18 protein-coding genes, 3 pseudogenes and 1 riboswitch are annotated in these 21,789 nt (G+C 72.6%); of the genes and pseudogenes, 20 read left to right on the forward strand and 1 reads right to left on the reverse strand.

Annotation, left to right across the window (positions count from 1 at the left end; all coding sequences use genetic code 11):
- The first annotated feature begins 83 nt into the window (after nt 1-83).
- From QTQ03_RS02500 to QTQ03_RS02565, 14 genes and pseudogenes are all read left to right on the forward strand, one after another.
- Entirely contained in the window at nt 84-1,121 is a 1,038-nt protein-coding gene (locus QTQ03_RS02500) for a quinone-dependent dihydroorotate dehydrogenase (RefSeq protein WP_289276526.1), read from the forward strand.
- Between the two features lie 174 nt (nt 1,122-1,295).
- A pseudogene (locus QTQ03_RS02505) lies at nt 1,296-2,626 on the forward strand (adenosylmethionine--8-amino-7-oxononanoate transaminase).
- Nucleotides 2,627-2,770: 144 nt separating this feature from the next.
- Nucleotides 2,771-3,637 (forward strand): orotidine-5'-phosphate decarboxylase, encoded by an 867-nt coding sequence (gene pyrF, locus QTQ03_RS02510; protein WP_289276527.1) that lies wholly within the window; start codon nt 2,771-2,773, stop codon nt 3,635-3,637.
- 147 nt (nt 3,638-3,784) lie between these two features.
- Nucleotides 3,785-4,102, forward strand: coding sequence for an integration host factor, actinobacterial type (gene mihF, locus QTQ03_RS02515; protein ID WP_007458370.1), 318 nt, complete (start codon nt 3,785-3,787; stop codon nt 4,100-4,102).
- Between the two features lie 26 nt (nt 4,103-4,128).
- Complete coding sequence (locus QTQ03_RS02520; protein ID WP_289276528.1) at nt 4,129-4,662, forward strand: nucleoside/nucleotide kinase family protein; 534 nt, start codon at nt 4,129-4,131, stop codon at nt 4,660-4,662.
- Between the two features lie 43 nt (nt 4,663-4,705).
- Nucleotides 4,706-4,972 carry a DNA-directed RNA polymerase subunit omega gene (gene rpoZ, locus QTQ03_RS02525; RefSeq protein WP_289276529.1) on the forward strand — a complete coding sequence of 89 codons (267 nt, stop codon included), beginning with the start codon at nt 4,706-4,708 and terminating at the stop codon, nt 4,970-4,972.
- 14 nt (nt 4,973-4,986) lie between these two features.
- Entirely contained in the window at nt 4,987-6,195 is a 1,209-nt protein-coding gene (gene coaBC, locus QTQ03_RS02530) for a bifunctional phosphopantothenoylcysteine decarboxylase/phosphopantothenate--cysteine ligase CoaBC (protein WP_289276530.1), read from the forward strand.
- 88 nt (nt 6,196-6,283) lie between these two features.
- Nucleotides 6,284-7,477 carry a methionine adenosyltransferase gene (gene metK / locus QTQ03_RS02535; RefSeq protein ID WP_289276531.1) on the forward strand — a complete coding sequence of 398 codons (1,194 nt, stop codon included), beginning with the start codon at nt 6,284-6,286 and terminating at the stop codon, nt 7,475-7,477.
- 71 nt (nt 7,478-7,548) lie between these two features.
- Nucleotides 7,549-9,437: pseudogene (locus tag QTQ03_RS02540) on the forward strand (primosomal protein N').
- 213 nt (nt 9,438-9,650) lie between these two features.
- Nucleotides 9,651-10,634 (forward strand): AAA family ATPase, encoded by a 984-nt coding sequence (locus tag QTQ03_RS02545; RefSeq protein WP_289276532.1) that lies wholly within the window; start codon nt 9,651-9,653, stop codon nt 10,632-10,634.
- A gap of 89 nt (nt 10,635-10,723) precedes the next feature.
- Nucleotides 10,724-11,983 (forward strand): cytochrome P450, encoded by a 1,260-nt coding sequence (locus tag QTQ03_RS02550; protein WP_289276533.1) that lies wholly within the window; start codon nt 10,724-10,726, stop codon nt 11,981-11,983.
- Between the two features lie 45 nt (nt 11,984-12,028).
- A complete protein-coding gene (gene def, locus QTQ03_RS02555) occupies nt 12,029-12,589 on the forward strand; it encodes a peptide deformylase (protein ID WP_289276534.1) in 561 nt (186 codons plus the stop codon).
- 7 nt (nt 12,590-12,596) lie between these two features.
- A complete protein-coding gene (fmt, locus tag QTQ03_RS02560; protein ID WP_289276535.1) occupies nt 12,597-13,520 on the forward strand; it encodes a methionyl-tRNA formyltransferase in 924 nt (307 codons plus the stop codon).
- A gap of 170 nt (nt 13,521-13,690) precedes the next feature.
- Nucleotides 13,691-15,130 (forward strand): RsmB/NOP family class I SAM-dependent RNA methyltransferase, encoded by a 1,440-nt coding sequence (locus tag QTQ03_RS02565; protein ID WP_289280643.1) that lies wholly within the window; start codon nt 13,691-13,693, stop codon nt 15,128-15,130.
- Nucleotides 15,131-15,301: 171 nt separating this feature from the next.
- Here QTQ03_RS02565 and QTQ03_RS02570 read toward each other — a convergent pair whose 3' ends face one another.
- Nucleotides 15,302-16,168, reverse strand: a complete 867-nt coding sequence (locus QTQ03_RS02570) for a septum formation family protein (RefSeq protein ID WP_353890558.1) — start codon at nt 16,166-16,168, stop codon at nt 15,302-15,304.
- Between the two features lie 288 nt (nt 16,169-16,456).
- Here QTQ03_RS02570 and rpe point away from each other — a divergent pair, with 288 nt between their 5' ends.
- The 6 genes and pseudogenes from rpe (at nt 16,457) to QTQ03_RS02600 (ending at nt 21,789) form a co-directional block, all read left to right on the forward strand.
- The gene (gene rpe / locus QTQ03_RS02575) at nt 16,457-17,137 is read left to right on the forward strand and encodes a ribulose-phosphate 3-epimerase (protein ID WP_289276537.1); all 681 of its coding nucleotides are present in this window, start codon (nt 16,457-16,459) and stop codon (nt 17,135-17,137) included.
- A complete protein-coding gene (locus tag QTQ03_RS02580) occupies nt 17,088-18,119 on the forward strand; it encodes a GGDEF domain-containing response regulator (RefSeq protein WP_502889834.1) in 1,032 nt (343 codons plus the stop codon). Before rpe ends, QTQ03_RS02580 begins: the two co-directional genes overlap by 50 nt.
- Before the next feature lie 55 nt (nt 18,120-18,174).
- Nucleotides 18,175-18,348: riboswitch (FMN riboswitch) on the forward strand.
- A gap of 164 nt (nt 18,349-18,512) precedes the next feature.
- Nucleotides 18,513-19,574, forward strand: a complete 1,062-nt coding sequence (ribD, locus tag QTQ03_RS02585) for a bifunctional diaminohydroxyphosphoribosylaminopyrimidine deaminase/5-amino-6-(5-phosphoribosylamino)uracil reductase RibD (protein WP_289276539.1) — start codon at nt 18,513-18,515, stop codon at nt 19,572-19,574.
- A 1-nt stretch (nt 19,575) separates the two neighbouring features.
- Nucleotides 19,576-20,265 (forward strand): riboflavin synthase, encoded by a 690-nt coding sequence (locus QTQ03_RS02590; RefSeq protein ID WP_289276540.1) that lies wholly within the window; start codon nt 19,576-19,578, stop codon nt 20,263-20,265.
- Nucleotides 20,265-20,369, forward strand: a pseudogene (locus QTQ03_RS02595) (nicotinamide riboside transporter PnuC); the annotation flags it as partial. The gene QTQ03_RS02590 and the pseudogene QTQ03_RS02595, both read left to right, overlap by 1 nt.
- Before the next feature lie 154 nt (nt 20,370-20,523).
- The gene (locus QTQ03_RS02600; RefSeq protein WP_289276541.1) at nt 20,524-21,789 is read left to right on the forward strand and encodes a bifunctional 3,4-dihydroxy-2-butanone-4-phosphate synthase/GTP cyclohydrolase II; all 1,266 of its coding nucleotides are present in this window, start codon (nt 20,524-20,526) and stop codon (nt 21,787-21,789) included.

The raw sequence follows: 21,789 nt of genomic DNA on the forward strand, positions 1-21,789 counted from the left end.
TCTCGCAGCGACCGGTGGGCCGCCGGTTCCCCGGCGCCTGTCACCTCCGTGGCCGAGCCGGTGATCTGGTGGGGAGGTCGGCGGTGATCTTCGAGCGGGTTGTGCGGCCGATGCTGTTCCGGGTCGGAGGTGGCGACGCGGAGGCAGCGCACGAGTTCGCGCTGCGGCGGCTCGCGGGCCTGTCCCGGATGCCGGCGGCGCTGGCGGCGGTGCGGGCGCGGTACGCCGTGCGGGCGCCGCGGACGGTGTTCGGTGTCCGGTTTCCGAACCCGGTCGGGCTGGCCGCCGGGATGGACAAGGACGGTGTGGCGTTGCCGGCGTGGCCGGCGCTGGGCTTCGGGTTCGTCGAGGTCGGCACGGTGACCGCGCGTCCGCAGCCGGGCAACGACCGGCCGCGGCTGTTCCGGCTGCGCGACAGCGAGGCCGTGGTGAACGGGATGGGCTTCAACAACGCCGGCGCCGAGGCCCTCGCGGCCCGGCTGGCGGCGTTGCCCCGCCCGATCGGCGTGCCGCTGGGCATCTCCCTCGGCAAGTCCAAGGTCACTCCGCTGGCGGAGGCGGTCGAGGACTATCGGGCGTCGTATCGCGTGTTGCGGGCCCACGGCGACTACTTCGCCGTGAACGTCTCCTCTCCGAACACGCCGGGTCTGCGGTCGTTGCAGGACCGGACGCACCTCGACGCGTTGTTGGCGGCCCTCGTCGGGGAGAAGCCGGTGCTGGTCAAGATCGCGCCGGACCTCACCGAGCCGGCGATCGCCGAGCTGCTGGAGGTCTGCCTGGCCCGGGGCGCGGCCGGGGTGATCGCCACCAACACCACCCTGGCCCGCGACGGGCTGGCCCCGGTCGACCAGGCGCGGGGGGCGCTGACCGGTGGCATGTCCGGCCGCCCGCTGGCCGCCCGGGCCCGCGAGGTGGTCGCGTTCGTGCACCGGGAGACCGGCGGCCGGCTGCCGATCGTCGGCGTCGGCGGCATCGTCGACCCGGATGACGCGGCGCGGATGATGGACGCCGGGGCGTCCCTGGTCCAGCTTTTCACCGGTTTCATCTATCGAGGCCCGGCGCTGGTCCGCGCCGCGGCCCGCACGGCCGCCGCCGCGCCCGGGAAGGTCCCGTCGCGGTGAGGCGCCGGGCCGGAGCGGATCCACCGGCGGTACCCGGTCCGCCGGTGCGGCCTGGGCCGGGGGACTTCCGGCCCGGGACGAACTCCCGTGCTGTGTCCTCTGCTCTGCTTCACCCACACACCGCGCTGACGCCCTTTCTGAGCGTGTAGCGGTACGCGGAGCGAAGGTGGCGGGATGGCGAGGCCCCGGCGCCACGACCCGGGTGGGCAGGAAGGAGCTCAGGTGAGGCCAGAGCAGATCGCACGGATCCAGGCCATCGACGCGGCGCACGTGTGGCATCCGTACACGGCGGTGCCGCCGGCCAGTTCGCCGTACGTGGTCGAGAGCGCCCGGGGGTGCGGCTGCGGCTCGGCGACGGGCGGGACCTGGTCGACGGGATGTCGTCCTGGTGGGCGGCGATCCACGGCTACCGGCACCCGGTGCTCGACGCGGCGGTCACCGACCAGCTCGGTCGGATGAGCCACGTGATGTTCGGCGGGCTGACCCACGAGCCCGCCGTCACCCTGGCCCGCACCCTGGTCGAGCTGGCGCCGGACGGCCTGGAGCACGTCTTCCTCGCCGACTCCGGTTCGGTGAGTGTCGAGGTGGCCGTCAAGATGTGCCTGCAGTACCAGCGGGCCACCGGGCGGCCGGAGCGCCGCCGGCTGGGCACCTGGCGTGGCGGCTACCACGGTGACACCTTTCACCCGATGAGCGTCTGCGACCCCGAGGGCGGCATGCACCACCTGTGGGGGGACGTGCTCCCCCGGCAGGTGTTCGCCCCGGTGCCGCCGAACGGCTTCGACACGCCACCCGACCCGGCGTACGAGGCGGCGCTGGCCGACGCGGTCGCCCGGCACGCCCACGAGCTGGCCGCGGTCATCGTCGAGCCGGTCGTGCAGGGTGCCGGTGGCATGCGTTTCCACCACCCGCACTACCTGCGGGTGCTGCGGGAGGTGACCCGCGCTCACGGGGTGCTGTTGATCTTCGACGAGATCGCCACCGGGTTCGGCCGCACCGGCGCGATGTTCGCCGCCGAGCACGCCGGCGTGGCCCCTGACGTGCTCTGTGTGGGCAAGGCGCTCACCGGGGGATACCTGACCCTGGCGGCCGCGCTCTGCACCGCGGAGATCGCCCGGGGGATCTCCGCCGCCGGGGTGTTGGCGCACGGCCCCACGTTCATGGGCAATCCGCTTGCCTGCGCCGTCGCCAACGCCTCCCTCGACCTGCTGCGGGGCGGGGACTGGCCGGCCCAGGTGGGGCGGATCGAGGCGGGCCTGCGGGCCGGTCTGGAGCCGCTGCGCGCCGCCCCGGGCGTGGCGGACGTGCGGGTACTCGGCGCCATCGGGGTGGTGCAGCTCGACCACGACGTGGATCTTCCGGCGGCCACCGCCGCCGCGGTCGGCGAGGGCGTCTGGCTGCGACCGTTCCGGGACCTAGTCTACACCATGCCGCCGTACGTCGCCGACGACGCCGACCTGGCCCGGCTCCTCGCCGGGGTCGCGGCGGCGGTGAAGGCCGGCTGAGCCGCCTGGTCCAGACCAGTTGGGGAGTGCGTGGGGCGGCGCGGGTCGCGCCACGCAGACGCGCCGTCAGCGGGCGCGGGGACACGCGGGCCGGCACCGCCGACCGCCGAGGAGCGCGCGGTGGCGCGCGGAGGGAGAGCTGTGATGGAGAGCTTCGGCGCCCGGCTGCACCGGGCCGTGACCGAGCGGGGTCCGCTCTGTGTGGGCATCGACCCGCACCCGGGTCTCCTCGCCCGCTGGGGTCTCGACGACGATGTGTCGGGCCTCGACCGATTCGCCGGTACCGTCGTGGACGCCCTGGGCGACCGGGTCGCTGTGGTCAAGCCCCAGTCGGCCTTCTTCGAGCGTTTCGGGGCTCGTGGCGTCGCCGTCTTAGAGTCAACTATCCGACAGTTACGAAATTGCGGCTCGATCGTTCTGCTTGACGCCAAACGTGGGGACATCGGCTCGACCGTTGCCGCGTACGCCTCGGCGTACCTCGATCCATCGAGCCCGCTCTATGTCGACGCGGTGACGGCAAGCCCCTATCTGGGGGTCGGCGCCCTCGCTCCGATGTTCGATCTGGCCACCGCGCACGGCGGCGGCGTGTTCGTGCTGGCGCTCACCTCCAACCCTGAGGGAGCGGCCGTGCAGCGGGCCCGCGGCTCCGACGGGCGGACCGTCGCGCAAACGGTGATCGACGAGATTTCCCAGCTCAACGCGGGTGCACGGCCGCTGGGTAGCTTCGGGTTGGTGGTCGGAGCGACGATCGGCGAGACCGGCCACGACCTCTCCTCGGTCCACGGCCCGCTGCTGGCGCCGGGGCTCGGAGCCCAGGGTGCGACCGCCGCGGACCTCCGGATCGTCTTCGGTTCCAGCGTGCCCACGGTGCTGCCGTCGTACTCCCGCGAGGTGCTGAATGCCGGCCCCGACGTCACCGCCCTACGGGCCGCCGCGGACCGCGTGTTGGCCGACTGTCGGGCCGCCCTGGCTGGCCCCGGACTGACTGATGGCTCGGTCACTTTCGGTTGATCTTCGCGCGTCCACGTTGCCGAAAGCTCCGCTGACCGCTAGTTTTCCCCGCGCTGGGAACCACGGATCCCTTGGTTCACAGCGACACCACGTTTCACAGTGCGGCGGTGCGTCCCGCCCGTCGCGATAGGGACCTGAGGAGAACTGGTGCCGCTCCCGTCACTGACCCCCGAGCAGCGCGCAGCAGCGCTGGAGAAGGCCGCGGAGATCCGCAAGGCCCGTGCTGAGCTGAAGGAGCAGCTCAAGCAGGGCAAGACCACCCTCGGAGCCGTCCTCGAGCGGGCCGAGTCCGACGACGTCGTCGGCAAGCTGAAGGTGTCCGCCGTCCTGCAGGCGATGCCGGGCATCGGCAAGATCCGGGCGACCCAGATCATGGAGAAGCTGAAGATCGCCGATAGCCGGCGCCTGCGGGGCCTCGGCGAGCAGCAGCGCAAGGCCCTGCTTGGGGAGTTCGCCGCCAACTGAGGCCGGCAGCCGTGTAGAAACAAGCAGTGAGCACGGATGGCGAGACGCGCCCGGCGGCCCGGCTCACTGTCCTGACCGGGTCCTCGGGCGCCGGCCGGGACGGTGTCGCCGCGCTGGTCCGGGCGCGTTCTCCCGCCGTGTGGGCGCCGGTTCCGGTGACCACCCGGCCCCGACGCGACAACGAGGTGGACGGGGCCGACCGGGTCTTCCTCGCCTCCGCAGAGTTCGACCGGCTGCTCGCGGCCGGCAGCCTGCTGGAGTGGAGCCGGATGGGCCCGCACCGGCGCGGCACGCCGTCCGAGCCGCTGCGGACCCGGCTGGCCGCCGGTGATCCCGTCCTGCTCCCGCTCGACCTGGCCGGCGCGCTGTTGGTCCGGGCGGCGGTGCCGGACGCCCGGCTGGTCCTGCTGTATCCGCCCGGCGACGTCCCGGATCCGGTCACCGCGGCGCTCGTCGAACACTCCGTAGTACATGACCTGACCGAGCGGGTCGTGGACAAGCTGGTAGGATTGTTCGGTTCTTCTTTCCTGACTCCGGCCCGACCGCGCGTGCGCGGTTGACCGCCGGCACCGCGAGCGGTGTGAATGACGCAGAGGTCAACACGTGGGATCCATCGCCACCAACCCCGAGGGCATCACCAACCCGCCGATCGACGAGCTTCTCGAGAAGACCACGTCGAAGTACGCGCTGGTCATCTTCGCCGCCAAGCGCGCCCGACAGGTCAACGCCTACTACAACCAGCTCGGTGAGGGCCTGCTGGAGTATGTCGGCCCGCTGGTCGAGACCACTCCGCAGGAGAAGCCGCTCTCCATCGCCATGCGCGAGATCAACGCGGGCCTGCTCACCGCCGAGCCAACCGACCAGCCGTAACCCGCAGCGCGCCGATGCCCCCCCGGATCGTCCTCGGGGTCGGCGGCGGGATCGCCGCGTACAAGGCGTGCGAGCTGCTGCGGCTCTTCACCGAGTCGGGCCACCGGGTCCGGGTCGTCCCGACCGCGTCGGCGCTCCGCTTCGTCGGGGCGCCGACCTGGGCTGCCCTGTCCGGGCAGCCGGTCGCCGACGACGTCTGGTCCGACGTCCACGACGTGCCCCACGTCCGGCTCGGCCAACAGGCGGACCTCGTGGTCGTGGCGCCGGCGACCGCCGACTTGCTCGGCAAGGCCGCCCATGGGCTCGCCGACGACCTGCTCACCAACACGCTGCTCACCGCCCGCTGTCCGGTGCTCCTGGCACCCGCGATGCACACCGAGATGTGGGAGCACCCGGCCACGGTGACCAACGTCGCGACACTGCGGGCCCGCGGTGTCCGGGTCATCGAGCCGGCGGTCGGCCGGCTCACCGGCGCGGACAGCGGCAAGGGGCGGCTGCCCGACCCGGCGGAGATCTTCGCCGTCGCCCGGCGCGCTCTCGCCCGCGGCGTCACCGCCCCGGCGGACCTGATCGGCCGGCACGTCGTGGTCACCGCCGGCGGCACCCGGGAGCCCCTGGACCCGGTGCGCTTCCTCGGCAACCGCTCCTCGGGCAAGCAGGGGTACGCGTTCGCCCGTACCGCCGTGGCGCGGGGCGCGCGGGTCACCCTCATCTCGGCTAATGTCGGGCTGCCCGAGCCGGCCGGAGTCGATCTGATGCGGGTCGGCACGACGGGTGAGCTGCGTGAGGCCACGATCGAGGCAGCCGTCGACGCGGACGCGGTGGTCATGGCGGCGGCTCCGGCCGATTTCCGTCCGGCGACCTACGCGACTGGCAAAATCAAGAAGTCGGACGACGGCAGCGCGCCCACCATCGAACTCGTCACGAACCCGGACATCGCCGCCGAGCTCGGCCAACGCCGTCGCCCGGAGCAGGTGCTGGTGGTGTTCGCCGCGGAAACCGGCGACGCCGAGGCCAACGGCCGGGCCAAGCTCGCCCGTAAGCGGGCGGACCTCATCGTCATCAACGAGGTCGGTCCGGACAAGGTCTTCGGCGCCGAGACCAACGCGGCTACCGTCATCGGTGCGGACGGCTCGGTCAGCCAGCTGCCCGAGCGGTCCAAGGAGGACCTCGCCGACGGCGTGTGGGATCTCGTCGTCGCCCGGCTCGCCGTCCGTTCCTGACGGCTGGTATCGGGCACGACCGAAGGGGCCAACGCCGGACGCGGGTGACTAAACTGCCGCGGAACGACGTCCACAACTTAGGAGTGCCGTGACACGCCGCCTCTTCACTTCCGAATCGGTCACGGAAGGCCACCCCGACAAGATCGCTGATCAGATCAGTGACGGCATTCTCGATGCGCTCCTCGCGGAGGATCCGCGTAGCCGGGTCGCGGTGGAGACGTTGATCACGACTGGTCAGGTGCATATTGCGGGTGAGGTGACCACGAAGGCGTATGCCGACATCCCGGCGATCGTGCGTCGGACGATCTTGGAGATCGGGTATGACTCGTCGAAGAAGGGTTTTGATGGTGCCTCGTGTGGGGTGAGTGTGTCGATTGGGGCACAATCGGCTGATATCGCACAGGGGGTGGACAACGCCTTCGAGTTGCGGACGGGTGGCTCGGAGAGTGCGTTGGATGCGCAGGGTGCCGGTGATCAGGGGATGATGTTCGGTTTTGCGTGTTCGGAGACGCCGGAGTTGATGCCGCTGCCGATCGCGTTGGCGCATCGTCTGTCGCGGCGTTTGTCGCAGGTGCGGAAGGACGGTACGGTTCCGTATCTGCGTCCGGATGGTAAGACGCAGGTGACGGTCGAGTATGCGGGGTTGCGGCCGGTTCGGTTGAACACGGTGGTGGTGTCGTCGCAGCATGCGGCGGATATCTCGTTGGAGTCGTTGCTGACGCCGGATGTTCGTGATCATGTGATCGGGCCGGAGGTGGAGAGTCTCGGTTTGGATACCGAGGGTTACCGGTTGTTGGTGAATCCGACGGGTCGGTTCGAGATCGGTGGTCCGATGGGGGATGCGGGTCTGACCGGTCGGAAGATCATCGTGGATACCTATGGTGGGTATGCGCGGCATGGTGGTGGGGCGTTCTCGGGTAAGGATCCGTCGAAAGTGGATCGGTCGGGGGCGTACGCGATGCGGTGGGTGGCGAAGAACGTGGTCGCTGCGGGGCTGGCGGAGCGGTGCGAGGCGCAGGTGGCGTATGCGATCGGTAAGGCGCATCCGGTGAGTTTGTTCGTCGAGACGTTCGGTACGGAGACGGTGCCCGTGGAGCGGATCGAGCAGGCGGTGTTGGAGGTGTTCGATCTGCGGCCGGCGGCGATCATCCGGGATCTGAACCTGATGCGGCCGATTTACGCGCAGACCGCGGCGTATGGGCACTTTGGTCGGGAGTTGCCTGACTTCACGTGGGAGAGCACCGACCGCGCCGCAGACCTCAAGTCGGTAGCGAAAGCCTGAGCGGCACCACGCGCGGCGACCGGCGACCCGCCGAGGGGTCGCCGGTCGCTCGCGTCTGCGTCGACGTTCCCCTGGCCCACCTGGACCGTCCGTTCGACTACCTGGTGCCAGCGGCCCTGGACGCCGAGGCCCTCCCCGGCACCCGGGTGCGGGTCCGCTTCGCCGGACAGGTCGTCGACGGCTGGCTGCTGGAGCGGGTCGATGCCTCCGAGCACCCTCGGCTCTCGTACCTGGAGAAGGTCGTCTCCCCGGAACCGGTGCTGGCGCCGGAGATCGCGCGGCTGGCGCGCTCGGTCGCCGACCGGTACGCCGGCAGCCTCGCCGACGTGCTGCGCCTCGCCGTTCCACCCCGGCACGCCCGGTGGAGAAGGAACCGCACCAGCCGCCCGAGCCGGGCGAATCCCCGGCCGCCCTGGACGGCTGGCGTGACTACCCCGCCGGTCCGGCCCTGCTGCGGGCGTTCGCCGAGGGCCGGGCTGCCCGGGCGGTCTGGTCCGCGCTGCCCGGCGAGGCCTGGCCCGCCCGCTACGCCGAAGCGGTTGCCGCAGTCGTCGCGGGTGGTCGGGGCGCTGTCGTGGTGGTCGCCGACACCCGCGACCTCGACCGGCTCGACACGGCGCTGGCCGCAGCCCTCGGCCCCGACCAGCACGTGCGGCTCACCGCCGCGCTCGGCCCGGCCCGGCGGTACCGGGCCTTTCTCGCTGCCCGGCGCGGCGACGTCCCCGTGGTGATCGGCACCCGGGCGGCCATGTTCGCCCCGGTGCCCAGGCTCGGTTTGGTCGCCATCTGGGACGACGGTGACGACCTGCACGCCGAACCCCGGGCCCCGTATCCGCACGCCCGCGAGGTGCTGCTCACCCGCGCTCAGCTCGCCGACGCCGCGGCTCTGGTCGGCGGCTACACCCGCACCGCCGAGGGGCAGCTGCTGATCGAGACCGGGTGGGCCCGGGGGGTCGTGGCCGACCGGGCCACGGTGCGCGCCCGGATGCCGGCGATCGTGCCCACCGGCGACGATCCGCAGCTGGCCCGCGACCCCGGGGCGGCCACCGCCCGGTTGCCCAGCCTCACCTGGACCACCGCCCGCGCCGCACTGCGCGCCGACGCGCCGGTCCTGGTCCAGGTGCCCCGTCGCGGCTACCTGCCCTCGGTGGCCTGCGTCACCTGCCGCGCCCCGGCCCGCTGTCCGCAGTGTGCCGGGCCCCTCGCGCTCCCGTCGGCGCGGGGTGCCCCCGCCTGTCGCTGGTGCGGGCGCGTGGCCGCCGCGTACGCCTGTCCGGAGTGCGGCGGGCGGCGCCTGCGCGCCTCGGTCACCGGTGCCCGGCGTACCGCCGAGGAACTGGGTCGGGCCTTCCCCGACGTGCCGGTACGGACCTCCGGCCGGGACGAGGTGCTCGCGGCCGTCCCCGGTGGCGCCGGCCTCGTCATCGCCACCCCCGGCGCCGAACCGGTGGCCGACGGCGGCTACGGTGCCGTGCTGCTGCTCGATTCGTGGGCCCTGCTCACCCGGGCCGACCTGCGGGCGGGTGAGGAAGCGCTGCGGCGCTGGCTCGCCGCCGCCGCGCTGGCCCGGCCCGCGGCGGCCGGCGGCCGGGTCGTGGTGGTCGCCGACGGCGCGCTGGCCCCGGTGCAGGCGCTGCTGCGCTGGGACGCGGGCTGGTTCGCCGCCCGGGAACTGGCCGAACGCCGGGAACTGGGCTTTCCTCCGGCGGTGCGGATGGCCAGCGTCACCGGATCGCCCGCGGCCGTCGCCGACCTGCTCGCCGAGGCCCGCCTGCCGCAGGGGGCCGAGGTGCTCGGCCCGGTCCCCGCCGACGGTGAGCGGGAGCGGATGCTGGTCCGGGTGTCCCGGGCCCGGGCCGCCGCCCTGGCCGGGGCACTGCACACGGCGGCTGGGGTGCGCGCCGCCCGCAAGGCCGCCGACCCGGTCCGGCTCCAGGTCGACCCGCTGACCCTGTTCTGACCCACCGGCCCAGGCGACTTTGCGACGGGAAGCCGTAACGGTCCGTGACCGAAGTGGCAATGTCGGACACGCTGTGTGGGTGTAGGTGGGGATCCGGGTGATAGCATCGCCCGTCATGTCGAGGTGCCCGGGTAGCGCGACGGTGACGGGAGCGCCTCGGTGCGGCGCGACGTCGATGAGCACAATCAGCCGGTGATCAGGGGTGGACCAGTCGTGACCGTTCCTCAGTCGATCGTCTTCAACGGTGACCTCGGCAGCGGCAAGAGCACCGTCTCCGTGGAAATCGCCAAACGTCTCGGCATGCGCCGGGTCAGCGTCGGCGACCTCTACCGGCAGATGGCACAGGAGCGGCGGATGACCGCCCTCCAGCTCAACCTGCACGCGGAGTTGGACCAGGCCGTCGACGGCTACGTCGACCAACTCCAGCGGGACATCGCGGCCTCCGGCGAGCGGCTGGTGATGGACTCCCGGCTGGCCTGGCACTTCTTCACCGACGCGCTCAAGGTGCACATGATCACCGAGCCGGGCGAGGCGGCCCGACGGGTGCTGCTGCGGCCCTCCGGCCCCGCCGAGAGCTACACCTCGCTGGGGGAGGCAAAGGCCAAGCTCATGGAACGCAGCGAGAGCGAGCGGGGCCGGTTCATCGTCCGCTACGGCGTGGACAAGGCCCGACTGCGTAACTACGACCTCATCTGCGACACCACCCGGGCCGCCGCCGAGGAGGTGATCGCGCACATCATCGACGTGTACGAGGGCCGGCTCGGTGCCGACGTGCTGCGGGAGGCTCCGCCGCTCTTGCTGCTCGACCCGGCCCGGGTCTATCCGACCGAGGACGTCGCGGCCCTGCGTGACCTGTGGGACGGCGCGTTCGTCGGTGATGTCGCCGCCGCCGGCGACGAGGCGCTGGAGCCGCTGCGGATCGGCTACACCGGCGAGTACTTCTTTGTCATCGACGGGCATCGTCGGCTCAGCGCCGCGCTCCAGCGCGGGTTCCGGCTGGTGCCCGCCCGGCTGGTGGCCGAGGTGGAGGAGCCGGTCGTCGGCGGGATGAGCGCGATCGACTACTTCGCCACCCAGGTGCGGCCCAGCCTGATCCACGACTGGGAGGCCGCCCACAAGATCGAGCTACCGCTGCCGGAGCACGCGCTGCTGGGCGGAAGCGCGGTGCTGGCGGGGGAGCCCGGCGCCGGCGCCTGAGGCGTACCCACGGTCCGGACGGGTTCGCGGTTCGTGGCGGCGGCGCGCATGATGGAGGCTTCGACGCTCTTCGACCCGGGAGGTCGGCCATGGACGCCGCTGAGGCCCTCGCCCTGCTCATGTCGCCGGAGGGTCGGGTGGACCCCTATCCGACGTACGAGCGGCTGCGCGCCCACGGCCCGGTGACCCAGGTGGGGTCGGACCTCCACGTGGTCACCGGCTACGCCGAGGCCGACGCGATGCTCCGCGATCCCGCCTTCAGCGTGCTCGACGACGTGCTGCGCGACCGCTTCCTGCCCGGCTGGCGGGACAGCCCGGCGTTCGCCTCGATCTCCCGGTCGATGCTGCGTACCAACCCGCCCGATCACAGTCGGTTGCGCCGACTCGCGGCCGGGGCGTTCACCCCGCGGCGGATCGGGGCGATGCGTGCCGTGGTCACCGCGCAGGCGGACGCATTGGTCGACGTGATCGTCGAGCGCGCCCGCGCCGGTGAGCCGGTCGACTTCATGTCCGAGTTCGCGTACCCGCTACCGGTGGGGGTGATCTGCGCGCTGCTCGGCGTGCCCGCGGCCGACCGGCCGCTGTTCCGGCGCTGGGCCGGCGATCTGACCGGCGTGCTGGAGCCGGAGATCACTGCCGAGGAGTTGGCCGTCGCCGACCGGGGCGCCGTCGAGCTAAGCGGCTACTTCGGCGAGTTGATCGCAGCCCGCCGCCGTGCGCCCACCGATGACCTGACCACCGCCCTGGTGCAGGTGCACGATGCCGACGGTGACCGGCTCTCCGGCGAGGAACTGCTGGCCAACCTGGTGGTCCTGCTGGTCGCCGGATTTGAGACCACCACCAACCTGCTCGGCAACGGGCTCGTCGTGCTGCTGGAGCACCCCCGCGAGGCCGACGCGCTGTGTGATCACCCCGAGTTCGCCCCGGCGTACGTCGACGAGTTGCTCCGGTTCGACTCCCCGGTGCAGCTCACCACGCGGCTCACCGGCACCGGCACGTCGTACGACGGTGTCGACGTGCCGGCCGGGGGCTGGACGCTGCTGCTGCTCGGCGCGGCCAACCGGGACCCCCGGCGCTATCCGGAACCGGCACGCTTCGACCCGTGGCGCCCGCAGATCCACCCGCTGTCCTTCGGAGCGGGACCACACTACTGCCTGGGTGCCGGGCTGGCCCGCCTGGAGGCGCAGGTCGCCTTCCCACTGCTGCTGCGTCGGCTGCGCGGCCTCACGCTGGCCGGCGCGCCGCGCCGGCGGACCCGGCTGACCCTGCGCGGCTACGACACCCTCCCGGTCGCCGTCCCGGCCGCCGATCGCAGTGCGCCGGCCGGGACCAGCCCAGGCACTCCGTAGACTGGTACGGCAGACCCGTCCCCAGCCACGAAGGAGCCACCCCGCGTGACCGTCCAGCCCATCCGTCTGTTCGGCGATCCGGTGTTGCGCACACCGGCCGATCCGGTGGTCGACTTCGACGTCGAGCTGCGCAAGCTTGTCGCCGACCTGACCGACACGATGCGCGAGCAGAGCGGCGCCGGCCTCGCCGCGCCGCAGCTCGGCGTGGGGCTGCGGGTGTTCACCTTCGACGTCGACGACGTGGTCGGCCACCTGGTCAACCCGGTGCTGGAGTTTCCCGACGCCGAGGAGCAGGACGGCCCGGAGGGCTGCCTGTCCATTCCCGGACTCTACTTCGACACCAAGCGCCGGCAGAACGTGATCGCCAAGGGCTTCAACGGCTACGGCGATCCGGTGCAGATCGTCGGCACCGGCCTGATGGCCCGGTGCGTTCAGCACGAGACCGATCACCTCGACGGGGTGCTCTTCGTCGACCGGCTCGACCCGGCCGGCCGCAAGGAGGCGATGAAGGCGATCCGCCAGGCCGAGTGGTACGACCCCGCGGCTCCGCCCACGGTCAAGCTCAGCCCACACGCCGCCAGCAGCCCCTTCGGCCTTGGGAGGTGACCGGCCGGTGCGTGTGATATTCGCCGGAACTCCGGCCGTCGCCGTCCCCGCCGTAGCGGCCGTGGCCGCCTCCCATGACCTCGTGGCCGTCGTCACCCGACCGGATGCCCCCGCCGGGCGCGGTCGTGGGCTGTCCCGCTCTCCGGTGGGCGCCTGGGCCGACGAGCACGACGTCGAGGTGCTCACCCCCGCCCGGCCGCGCGAACCCGAATTCCTCGACCGGCTGCGCGCGCTGGCGCCGGACTGCGTGCCCGTGGTCGCGTATGGCGCGTTGGTTCCACCGGTGGCACTGGCGGTCCCCCGGCACGGGTGGATCAATCTGCACTTCTCGCTGCTGCCCGCGTGGCGGGGCGCCGCGCCCGTGCAGCACGCCGTCCTGCACGGCGACGAGCTGACCGGAGCCAGCGTCTTCCAGCTGGAGGAGGGACTGGACACCGGGCCGGTGTACGGCACCCTCACCGACGAGATCCGTTCGACCGACACGTCGGGGGACCTGCTGGAAAGGCTCGCGCACTCCGGTGCGGGGCTGCTGGTCGCCGTCCTGGACGCGATCTCCGACGGCACCGCGCGGGCCGAGCCGCAGCCCGCCGACGGGGTGTCCCTGGCGCCGAAGCTCACCGTCGAGGACGCTCGGGTGCGCTGGACCGACCCGGTGTTCGCGGTGGACCGGCGTATCCGCGCCTGCACTCCCGCCCCCGGGCCGTGGACCACCTTCCGCGACGAGCGGGTCAAGCTCGGCCCGGTCACGCCGGTCGCGAACGGCCCCGAGCTGAAGCCGGGCGAACTGCTGGCGGAGAAGTCCCGGGTACTGGCGGGCACCGCCACCACACCGGTGTGTCTCGGCGAGGTCCGGGCCGCGGGCAAGAAGGCCATGCCGGCGAGTGACTGGGCGCGCGGCGCCCGAGTGGCCACCGGGGAGGTCTTCGCGTGACCGGCCCGGCCGATCGCTCCGACCGCCCGGACTCCTCGCCTGCACAGCGTCCCGAACCCGACCGAGCCGGCCGGTCGGACGCTGCCCGCCCCGGCGATCCTGGTTCCCCGTCGGCTCGGCGCCCCGGTCGCGCTCGCGCGGTCCGGGCCGGGTCCGGGCGGCCGGGCGCGATCCGCGGGGAGCAGCCGGCCGGCGCCGGCCGTACCGACCGTGGAGCCCGGGCTGGCGGCGTCCTCGCCGGCCGCCGGTCGGCCCCGGCCGACCGACCCCGGTACGCGGCCTACCAGGCGATTGAGGCGGTCAACCGGGACGACGCGTACGCGAACCTGGTGCTCCCGGCGATCCTCCGCGACGCCGGGCTGACCGGCCGGGACGCCGCGTTCGTCACCGAGCTGACCTACGGCACGCTGCGCCACCTGGGCACGCTCGACGCGATCCTCACCGACGCCGCCGGCCGGGACGTGGCCCGCATCGATCCGCCGGTGCGTGACGCGCTGCGGCTCGGGGCGTACCAGCTACTGCACACCCGCGTCCCCGCCCACGCCGCGGTCTCGTCGACCGTCGACCTGGTCCGGACCGTCGGTCCGGGGGCGACCGGATTCGCCAACGCGGTGCTGCGGGAGGTGGCCGGCCGGGACATCGACGAGTGGGTGACGAAGCTGGCCCCGCCGATGGAGACCGACCCGATCGGGCATCTGTCCCTCGCGTACAGCCATCCGCAGTGGATCGTCCGGGCCTTCGCCGAGGCACTCGGCGGCGACCTCGGCGAGACTACCCGGCTGCTCATCGAGGACAATGAACGCCCGCCGGTGCACCTGTGCGCCCGTCCCGGGCTGACCGACCCGGCGGCGCTGGCCGACGAGGTCGGCGGCGCACCGGGCGCCTTCTCCCCGTACGCGGTCTACCTCGGCGGTGGCGCGCCGGGCGACCTGCCGGCGCTCGCCGAGGGCCGGACCCACGTCCAGGACGAGGGCTCGCAGCTGGTGGCCGGCGCGCTCGCAGTGGCGCCGCTGGACGGCCCGGACGGGCGGTGGCTGGACCTGTGCGCCGGGCCGGGCGGGAAGTCTGGGCTGCTGGGCGCCATGGCCGCCGAGCGCGGCAGCCGACTGACCGCGGTCGAGGTGTCCGAGCACCGTGCCGGCCTCGTCGCGCGGGCCACCCGGGGCCTGCCGGTCACGGTGCTGAACACCGACGGCCGTGCCGTCGGCGCCGACCCGAAGCTCCCCGAGGAGCACTTCGACCGGGTGCTGGTCGACGCGCCCTGCACCGGCCTGGGGTCGCTGCGCCGGAGACCCGAGGCGCGTTGGCGGCGCCAGCCGTCGGACCTGCCGGCGCTGACTCGTCTGCAGCGGGAACTGCTCGTCGCGGCGTTGCGGGCGGTACGCCCCGGTGGCGTGGTCGCCTACGTCACCTGCTCGCCACATACCGTGGAGACACACGTGACGGTCACCGAGGCGGCTCGCCGGGCCGGCGTGCCGATCGACTTCGTTGATGCCCGCCCGCTGATGCCCGCTGGTATGCCTGGGCTCGGCGACGGGCCGACGGTGCAGCTGTGGCCGCACCGCCACGGCACCGACGCCATGTTCCTCGCGGTGCTCCGCCGAACCTAGGCTGCCCGCTGGCCTCGTCCGGCCGCGCCGAGGCGGGTCGGCGGGTCGGCGGGTCGTCCGGGTACCGGTGTCGCATCCGGGTGAACCGCCGACGCGCCGGTCGCCGTCCGGTTTCCGTGCGGGCCGCCGATTTCCTTGCGGGCCGGCGATGGTCCGCGGGACAAGGACCGGTCAGGTTGCCGGCAGACCCTGCGGGCCCACGCCGCGCATGGAGCGGGTCAACTTCCGGTCGTCGCTCCACAGGAAACATCGCACGCCCCGGTCGCCCTCCTCCCACTCCCGCTCCGACGGCGGATAGAAGATCGACCCCGCCCGGTACGGCAGATCGCTGTTGTTGGGCACGTCGGCGAAGGCGGCGATGAGCCCCATGCAGCGCTGGTGGGCCCGCTGTTCGCCGCGGGTGAACTCCGCCCAGCTCATCTCGCGTTCCACATACACGCCGACGAACTCGGCCCGGTGCGGCTCGGTGCACAGCACGGGCGCCATGTAGTTGAGGTTGTCGTCGATCAACTTCGGGTCGAAGCAGCGGTGAACCAGCGTGGAGTCGCCGAGCATCGCCCCCCGCAGGCTGCCGGTGCGGTTGATCGGCCGGGTGTTGTCGATGCTGTCGGTTTCGCTGAGATCGCAGCGGAACCAGCGGGCGCCGGCCGCCCAGGCGGACACGGACGGCAGGGCGATGTTCAGCGTGAGCCGGGCGGAGTGCCAGTCGCCGCCGAGTATGTCGCGGACCCGCTGGTCGCAGTCGGCCCGGGCACCGCGCAGATCCGGCGAGCCCGGGTCAGGTCGGCGGGCCTTCGCCGCGACGGCGCCGTCGAAGGTCCCCACGTACATCGCCTCCGTCAGGTGGTTGCGGGCGCAGTCCACCGTTTCGTACGTGCTCGCCTGCACCACTGCGTTGATCCGCGGCAGGCAGACGGGCGCGGTCGGGACGAACAGCCGCGCCTCGGCGAGTGCGGGCCAGTCGTCGGTGAGGTCGCCGTCGGATCCGCCCGGCCGCACACAGCCGCTCAGTACGAGCGCGGCCGTGCCAACCAGCACCAGTGCCCTGAGAGGAAGCCACCGTCGCATCGTCCGCCCTTTCCGGGAGGCGGCGGTCGACCACCGGGACCACCGGCCGGCGCGCCGCCGGTGGTCGTAGCGCCCACGTCGCCGTCTCTGATGGAGTGTTGCCGCCTTTCCGTCTTCCGGCCAGTCACGGATGACCCTTCGTCCCGTTTCACCGGCCGGGAATGGCCAATCCGCACTGCAGGTCACCACCGGGTCACAGGGTGTTCCGGTTGCTGCCGTGCCGTGGGCGGCTGGTGGCCGCGTTCGTACACTGGCTCCGTGACCGTACCGCCGCCGATCGTCGCGCCGAGCATACTGGCCGCCGATTTCGCCCGCCTCGCCGACGAGGTCCGTGCCGTCGAAGATGCCGCCGACTGGCTGCACGTGGACGTCATGGACAACCACTTCGTGCCGAACCTGACCATCGGACTGCCGGTCGTGCAGAGTCTGCGGGGGGCTACCACGATCCCCTTCGACGTGCACCTGATGATCGAGGATCCGCGGCGGTGGGCCCCGGGATACGCCGACGCCGGGGCGTACAACGTCACCTTCCACGCCGAGGCCTGCGACGATCCGGTGGCGCTGGCCAAGGACCTTCGGTCGGCCGGGGCGAAGGCCGGGCTGGCGATCGACCGGGATACCCCGATCGAGTCGTACCTGGAACTGCTGCCCAGCTTCGACACGCTGCTGATCATGACCATCAAGGCCGGCTTCGGCGGGCAGCGCTTCATCCCGCACCTGCTCGACAAGGTTCGCGCCGCGCGCCGCCACGTCGAGACCGGCCACCTGGACGTGCGGATCGAGGTCGACGGCGGGATCACCGCCGACACCATCGCACAGGCCGCCGAGGCCGGTGCCGACGCCTTCGTCGCCGGCACCGCCGTCTACGGCGCGGACGATCCGGCCGAGGCTGTCCGGAAACTGCGGGCACGGGCGGAACACGCGGTCACCGGAGCCTGACGTGGAGCCCGCCGGCGACCGACCGGACGTCATCCTCGTCGTCGACGACGACGAGGACATCGCGCGTTTCGTGGAGTTCAACCTTCGGTTGCACGGCTACGAGGTGATCCACGCCGGCGACGGCCAGGAGGCCCTGGAGGTGATCGAGCGTCAGCGTCCCGACCTCGCGGTAATCGATCTGATGATGCCGCGCGTCGATGGTCTGGAGTTGACCCGGCGGCTGCGTGCCGATCCGATGACCGCGGTCCTGCCGGTGATCATGCTGACCGCCAAGGGAATGACGGTGGACAAGGTGCACGGCCTCAGCGCTGGCGCCGACGACTATCTGGTGAAGCCCTTCGACACCGCGGAACTGGTGGCCCGGGTCAGCTCCACCCTGCGGCGCAACAAGGAGTTCCGCGAGGTCTCACCACTGACCGGTTTGCCCGGAAATAGCCGTATACGCCGGGAGATTGCCGACCGGGTTCGGGTCGGGTCGGACTACGCGGTCGGTTACATCGACATCGACCGGTTCAAGAGCGTGAACGACCGGTACGGCTTCGTCCGGGGCGACGACTTCATCTCGGCGTTGGCCCGCAGCCTGCACCGGGCCGTGGTGTCGGTGGGCCTGCCGCCGGCTTTCCTGGGCCACGTCGGCGGCGACGACTTCGTCTTCGTCTGTACGCCGGAGCAGGTCCGGCCACTCACCTCGCGGGTCTCGACCGACTTCGAGAAGGCCGCCGACGCGCTCTACGACACGTCCGACGCCGCCCGCGGCTACGTCGAGCTGAAGGACCGGCGGGGAAACCTACGCCGGGCCGCTCTGGTCACCCTCTCCATCGGCGTCTCCGTCTCGGACGCCGACAAACGCATCACCAGCCCCTTGGCGGCGATGACGATCGCCTCGGAGATGAAGTCGGTGGCCAAGAGCCAGCCCGGTTCGTACGTGGCGGTGGATCGACGGCGCGGCGTCGCCGACTCGGGCGATCGGCATGTGAAGTAGCTCGCGGGGTGGCGACAGGCCCCCCAGAGCGTGTAAGACTTTCGGTGTACCCACCACGCGCTGGCGGGACTCGGTGTAATTCCGAACCGGCGGTGATCCACGGTGCGACCGTGGTAAGCCCGCGACCCGGGAGCGGTTCGTCCGCCCGGTGGACCTGGTGAGAATCCGGGGCCGACGGTTGGGTGTGGGCATGCCCGCAGCCAGACAGTCCGGATGGGAGACAGCGCGCGGGACGGACGGGCCGTACCAGCACCGCCACCTCGGCGTGCCGTGTCGGCCCCCCGGGGTCGGCCGTGCCGTCTCCCGGATTCTCCGCCGCCGCACGCCCGCGGCCCGATGCCGTCGCTCCTGTCGCCGCCCGCGTGCCGATCGGGCGAGTGAGAGGGCAGGCGCATGGCCGGCGTCTCGGTCGATGAGGCGATGCGTCGCGCGGTCGAACTCGCCGCGCGTGGTCTCGGCACCACCAGCCCCAACCCGGTCGTTGGCTGCGTGCTGCTCGACGCGGACGGCCAGATCGTGGGTGAGGGCTTCCATGTGTACGCCGGCGGTCCGCACGCCGAGATCGTCGCCCTCGCCCAGGCGGGGGAGCGCGCCCGTGGCGGTACCGCCGTGGTCACGCTGGAGCCGTGCGATCACACCGGTCGCACCGGCCCCTGTAGTACCGCGCTGGTGCAGGCCGGGGTCGCCCGGGTGGTCATCGCCGTGCCCGACCCGAACCCGGTCGCCGCCGGCGGCGCCGCCACCCTGCGCGCCGCCGGGGTCCAGGTGGACATCGGAGTAGGCACCAGCGAGGCCGAGGCCGGCAACGTCGCCTGGCTCACCTCGATGCGCCGCGGCTGGCCGTACGTCATCTGGAAGTACGCCGCGACGCTCGACGGTCGGTCGGCGGCCGCGGACGGCACCAGCATGTGGATCACCTCCGAGGCGGCCCGGATGGACGTGCACGCGCTGCGCGGCACCGTCGACGCCGTGATCGTCGGAGTGGGCACCGTGCTCGCCGACGATCCCCGCCTCACCGCCCGGAACCTGCGCGACGGCAGTCTCGCCATCCGGCAGCCGCTGCGGGTGGTGGTCGACTCCGCTGGGCGTACCCCAGCGGGGGCTCGGGTCCGCGACGGGGCATCGCGCACCTGGGTTGCCACCGCGGCTGAGGTCGGCGCCGGCCCGGACGGTCGGGTCGACCTGCCGGCGCTGCTCGCCGCCCTGCACGGCCGCGGGGTCCGGGCGGTGCTGCTGGAGGGCGGGCCGCGCCTGGCCGGCGCGTTCCTCGCCGCCGGGCTGGTTGACAAGATCGTCGGCTACGTCGCGCCCGGGCTGCTGGGTGCGGGCCCGACCGCGCTGGTCGACGCGGGCGTGACGACGATCGCCGAGGCCATCGACTGCGAGTTCGTCGACGTTACGCAGATCGGTCCGGATCTGCGGATCACCGCGCTGCCCCAGAAGAGGGAGGGCTGACATGTTCACCGGCATCGTCGAGGAGTTGGGCGAGGTCGTCCGGGTCACCGAGACCGCGGGGGACTCCGCGCTGGTCGCGATCCGTGGCCCGCTGGTCACCTCCGACGCTCGCCACGGCGACTCGATCGCGGTCAACGGCGTCTGCCTGACGGTGGTGGAGGCCGTCGACGGGACCTTCACCGCCGATGTGATGGGGGAGACGCTGCGTCGCTCCGCGCTCGGCGCGCTCGGACCAGGCGACCCGGTCAACCTGGAGCGCGCCGCTGCCCTCGGCAGTCGCCTCGGCGGGCACCTGGTGCAGGGGCACGTCGACGGTGTCGGTGCCCTGCTGGGCCGGGAGCCCGCCGCCCAGTGGGAGACCGTGCGGTTCCGTCTGCCGGCGGCCCTCGCCCGGTACGTGGTGGAGAAGGGCTCGATCACCGTCGACGGGGTGTCGCTGACCGTCGCCGACGTCGGACCGGACTGGTTCTCGGTCGGCCTGATCCCGACCACGCTCAAGCTCACCACCCTCGGCGCCCGAGGGGTCGGCGACCCGGTCAACCTGGAGGTCGACGTGCTGGCCAAGTACGTCGAGCGCCTGCTCGGCCCGCACCTGCCGGCGGGCCGGCCGGCCGGCGACCAGCCCGGTGCCCTCGGGCTGCCCGGCAGCGGGGGACTGTCCGGCGCGACGAACGCGGGCGGGGCGGCCTGATGGGCCCGCTCGGCTGGCTGCTCGACGCGCAGGCGAACGTCGCCGGCTCGCCCGTGCTGGTCCGCGAGGTCGCCGGCAGCGTGTTCGGCCTCGCCTCCGCCCTGCCACGCCGCCTGGTGGCGGACGTCGCGGCCAACCGCCCCGCCCCGATCCCACCGACCTACTCGGAGGCCGCCGCATGAGCGAGCGAAGCGCGCGAATCATCAGGCTCAGCCCGGAGGTGCCTCATGGCGGCACGAAGCGAAGTGGAGTGCCGGCATGAGTTCCTTCGCCAGCATCGAGCAGGCGGTGGCGGACATCGCCGCTGGCCGGCCCGTCGTCGTGGTCGACGACGCCGACCGGGAGAACGAGGGTGACCTCATTTTCGCGGCCGAGTTGGCCACGCCGGAGCTGCTCGCCTTCATGGTCCGGCACACCTCCGGCTACATCTGCGTGCCGCTCACCGAGAGCGAGTGCGACCGGCTGGACCTGCCGCCGATGTACCACACCAACCAGGACAAGCGCGGCACCGCCTACACGGTGACGGTCGACGCCCGGGAGGGCGTGAGCACCGGCATCTCGGCCGCCGACCGGGCACACACGGTCCGGCTGCTCGCCGACGCCGCCACCAGCCCCGCCGACCTGGCCCGACCCGGCCACGTCGTGCCGCTGCGGGCCCGGGAGGGCGGCGTGCTGCGCCGGCCGGGGCACACCGAGGCTGCGGTCGACCTGACCCGACTGGCCGGCCTGCGGCCGGCCGGAGTCCTCTGCGAGCTGGTCAACGACGACGGCACCATGATGCGGGTGCCGGACCTGGAGAAGTTCTGCGCCGAGCACGCGCTGACCCTGGTCACCATCGCCGAACTGATCGCGTACCGGCGGCGTACGGAGAAGCAGGTCGAGCTGGTCGCCGATGCCCGGATGCCCACCCGGCACGGGCGGTTCCGGGCGCTGGGCTACCGCAGCGACTACGACTCGGCGGAGCACGTGGCGCTGGTCATGGGTGAGATCGGCGATGGCCGGGATGTGCTGGTGCGGGTGCACTCCGAGTGCCTCACCGGTGACGTGTTCGGCTCCGTACGCTGCGACTGTGGCCCGCAGCTCAACGCCGCCCTGGAGCGGGTCGCCCGGGAGGGACGGGGCGTGGTGCTCTACGTCCGCGGTCACGAGGGGCGGGGCATCGGCCTGTTGCACAAGCTCCAGGCGTACCAGCTCCAGGACCTGGGCCGGGACACCGTCGACGCCAACCTCGACCTGGGCCTGCCGGCGGACGCGCGGGACTACGGCACCGGCGCGCAGATCCTCTACGACCTGGGCGTGCGCTCGATGCGGCTGCTGACCAACAACCCGGCCAAGCGGGCCGGACTGGAAGGGTACGGGCTGACCGTCATCGGGCGCGAGGGACTGCCGGTGCGACCGCACCCGGAGAACGTGCGCTACCTGCGCACCAAGCGGGACCGGATGGGGCACCTGCTGGACGAGTTGGACGAGGTTACCGAGGCGCCGATGGGCCGCCCGGTCGCCGGCGACGAGATCGGAGTGTAG

Origin of the sequence: Micromonospora sp. WMMA1363 (genome assembly GCF_030345795.1) — a bacterium.
Lineage (GTDB): Bacteria > Actinomycetota > Actinomycetes > Mycobacteriales > Micromonosporaceae > Micromonospora.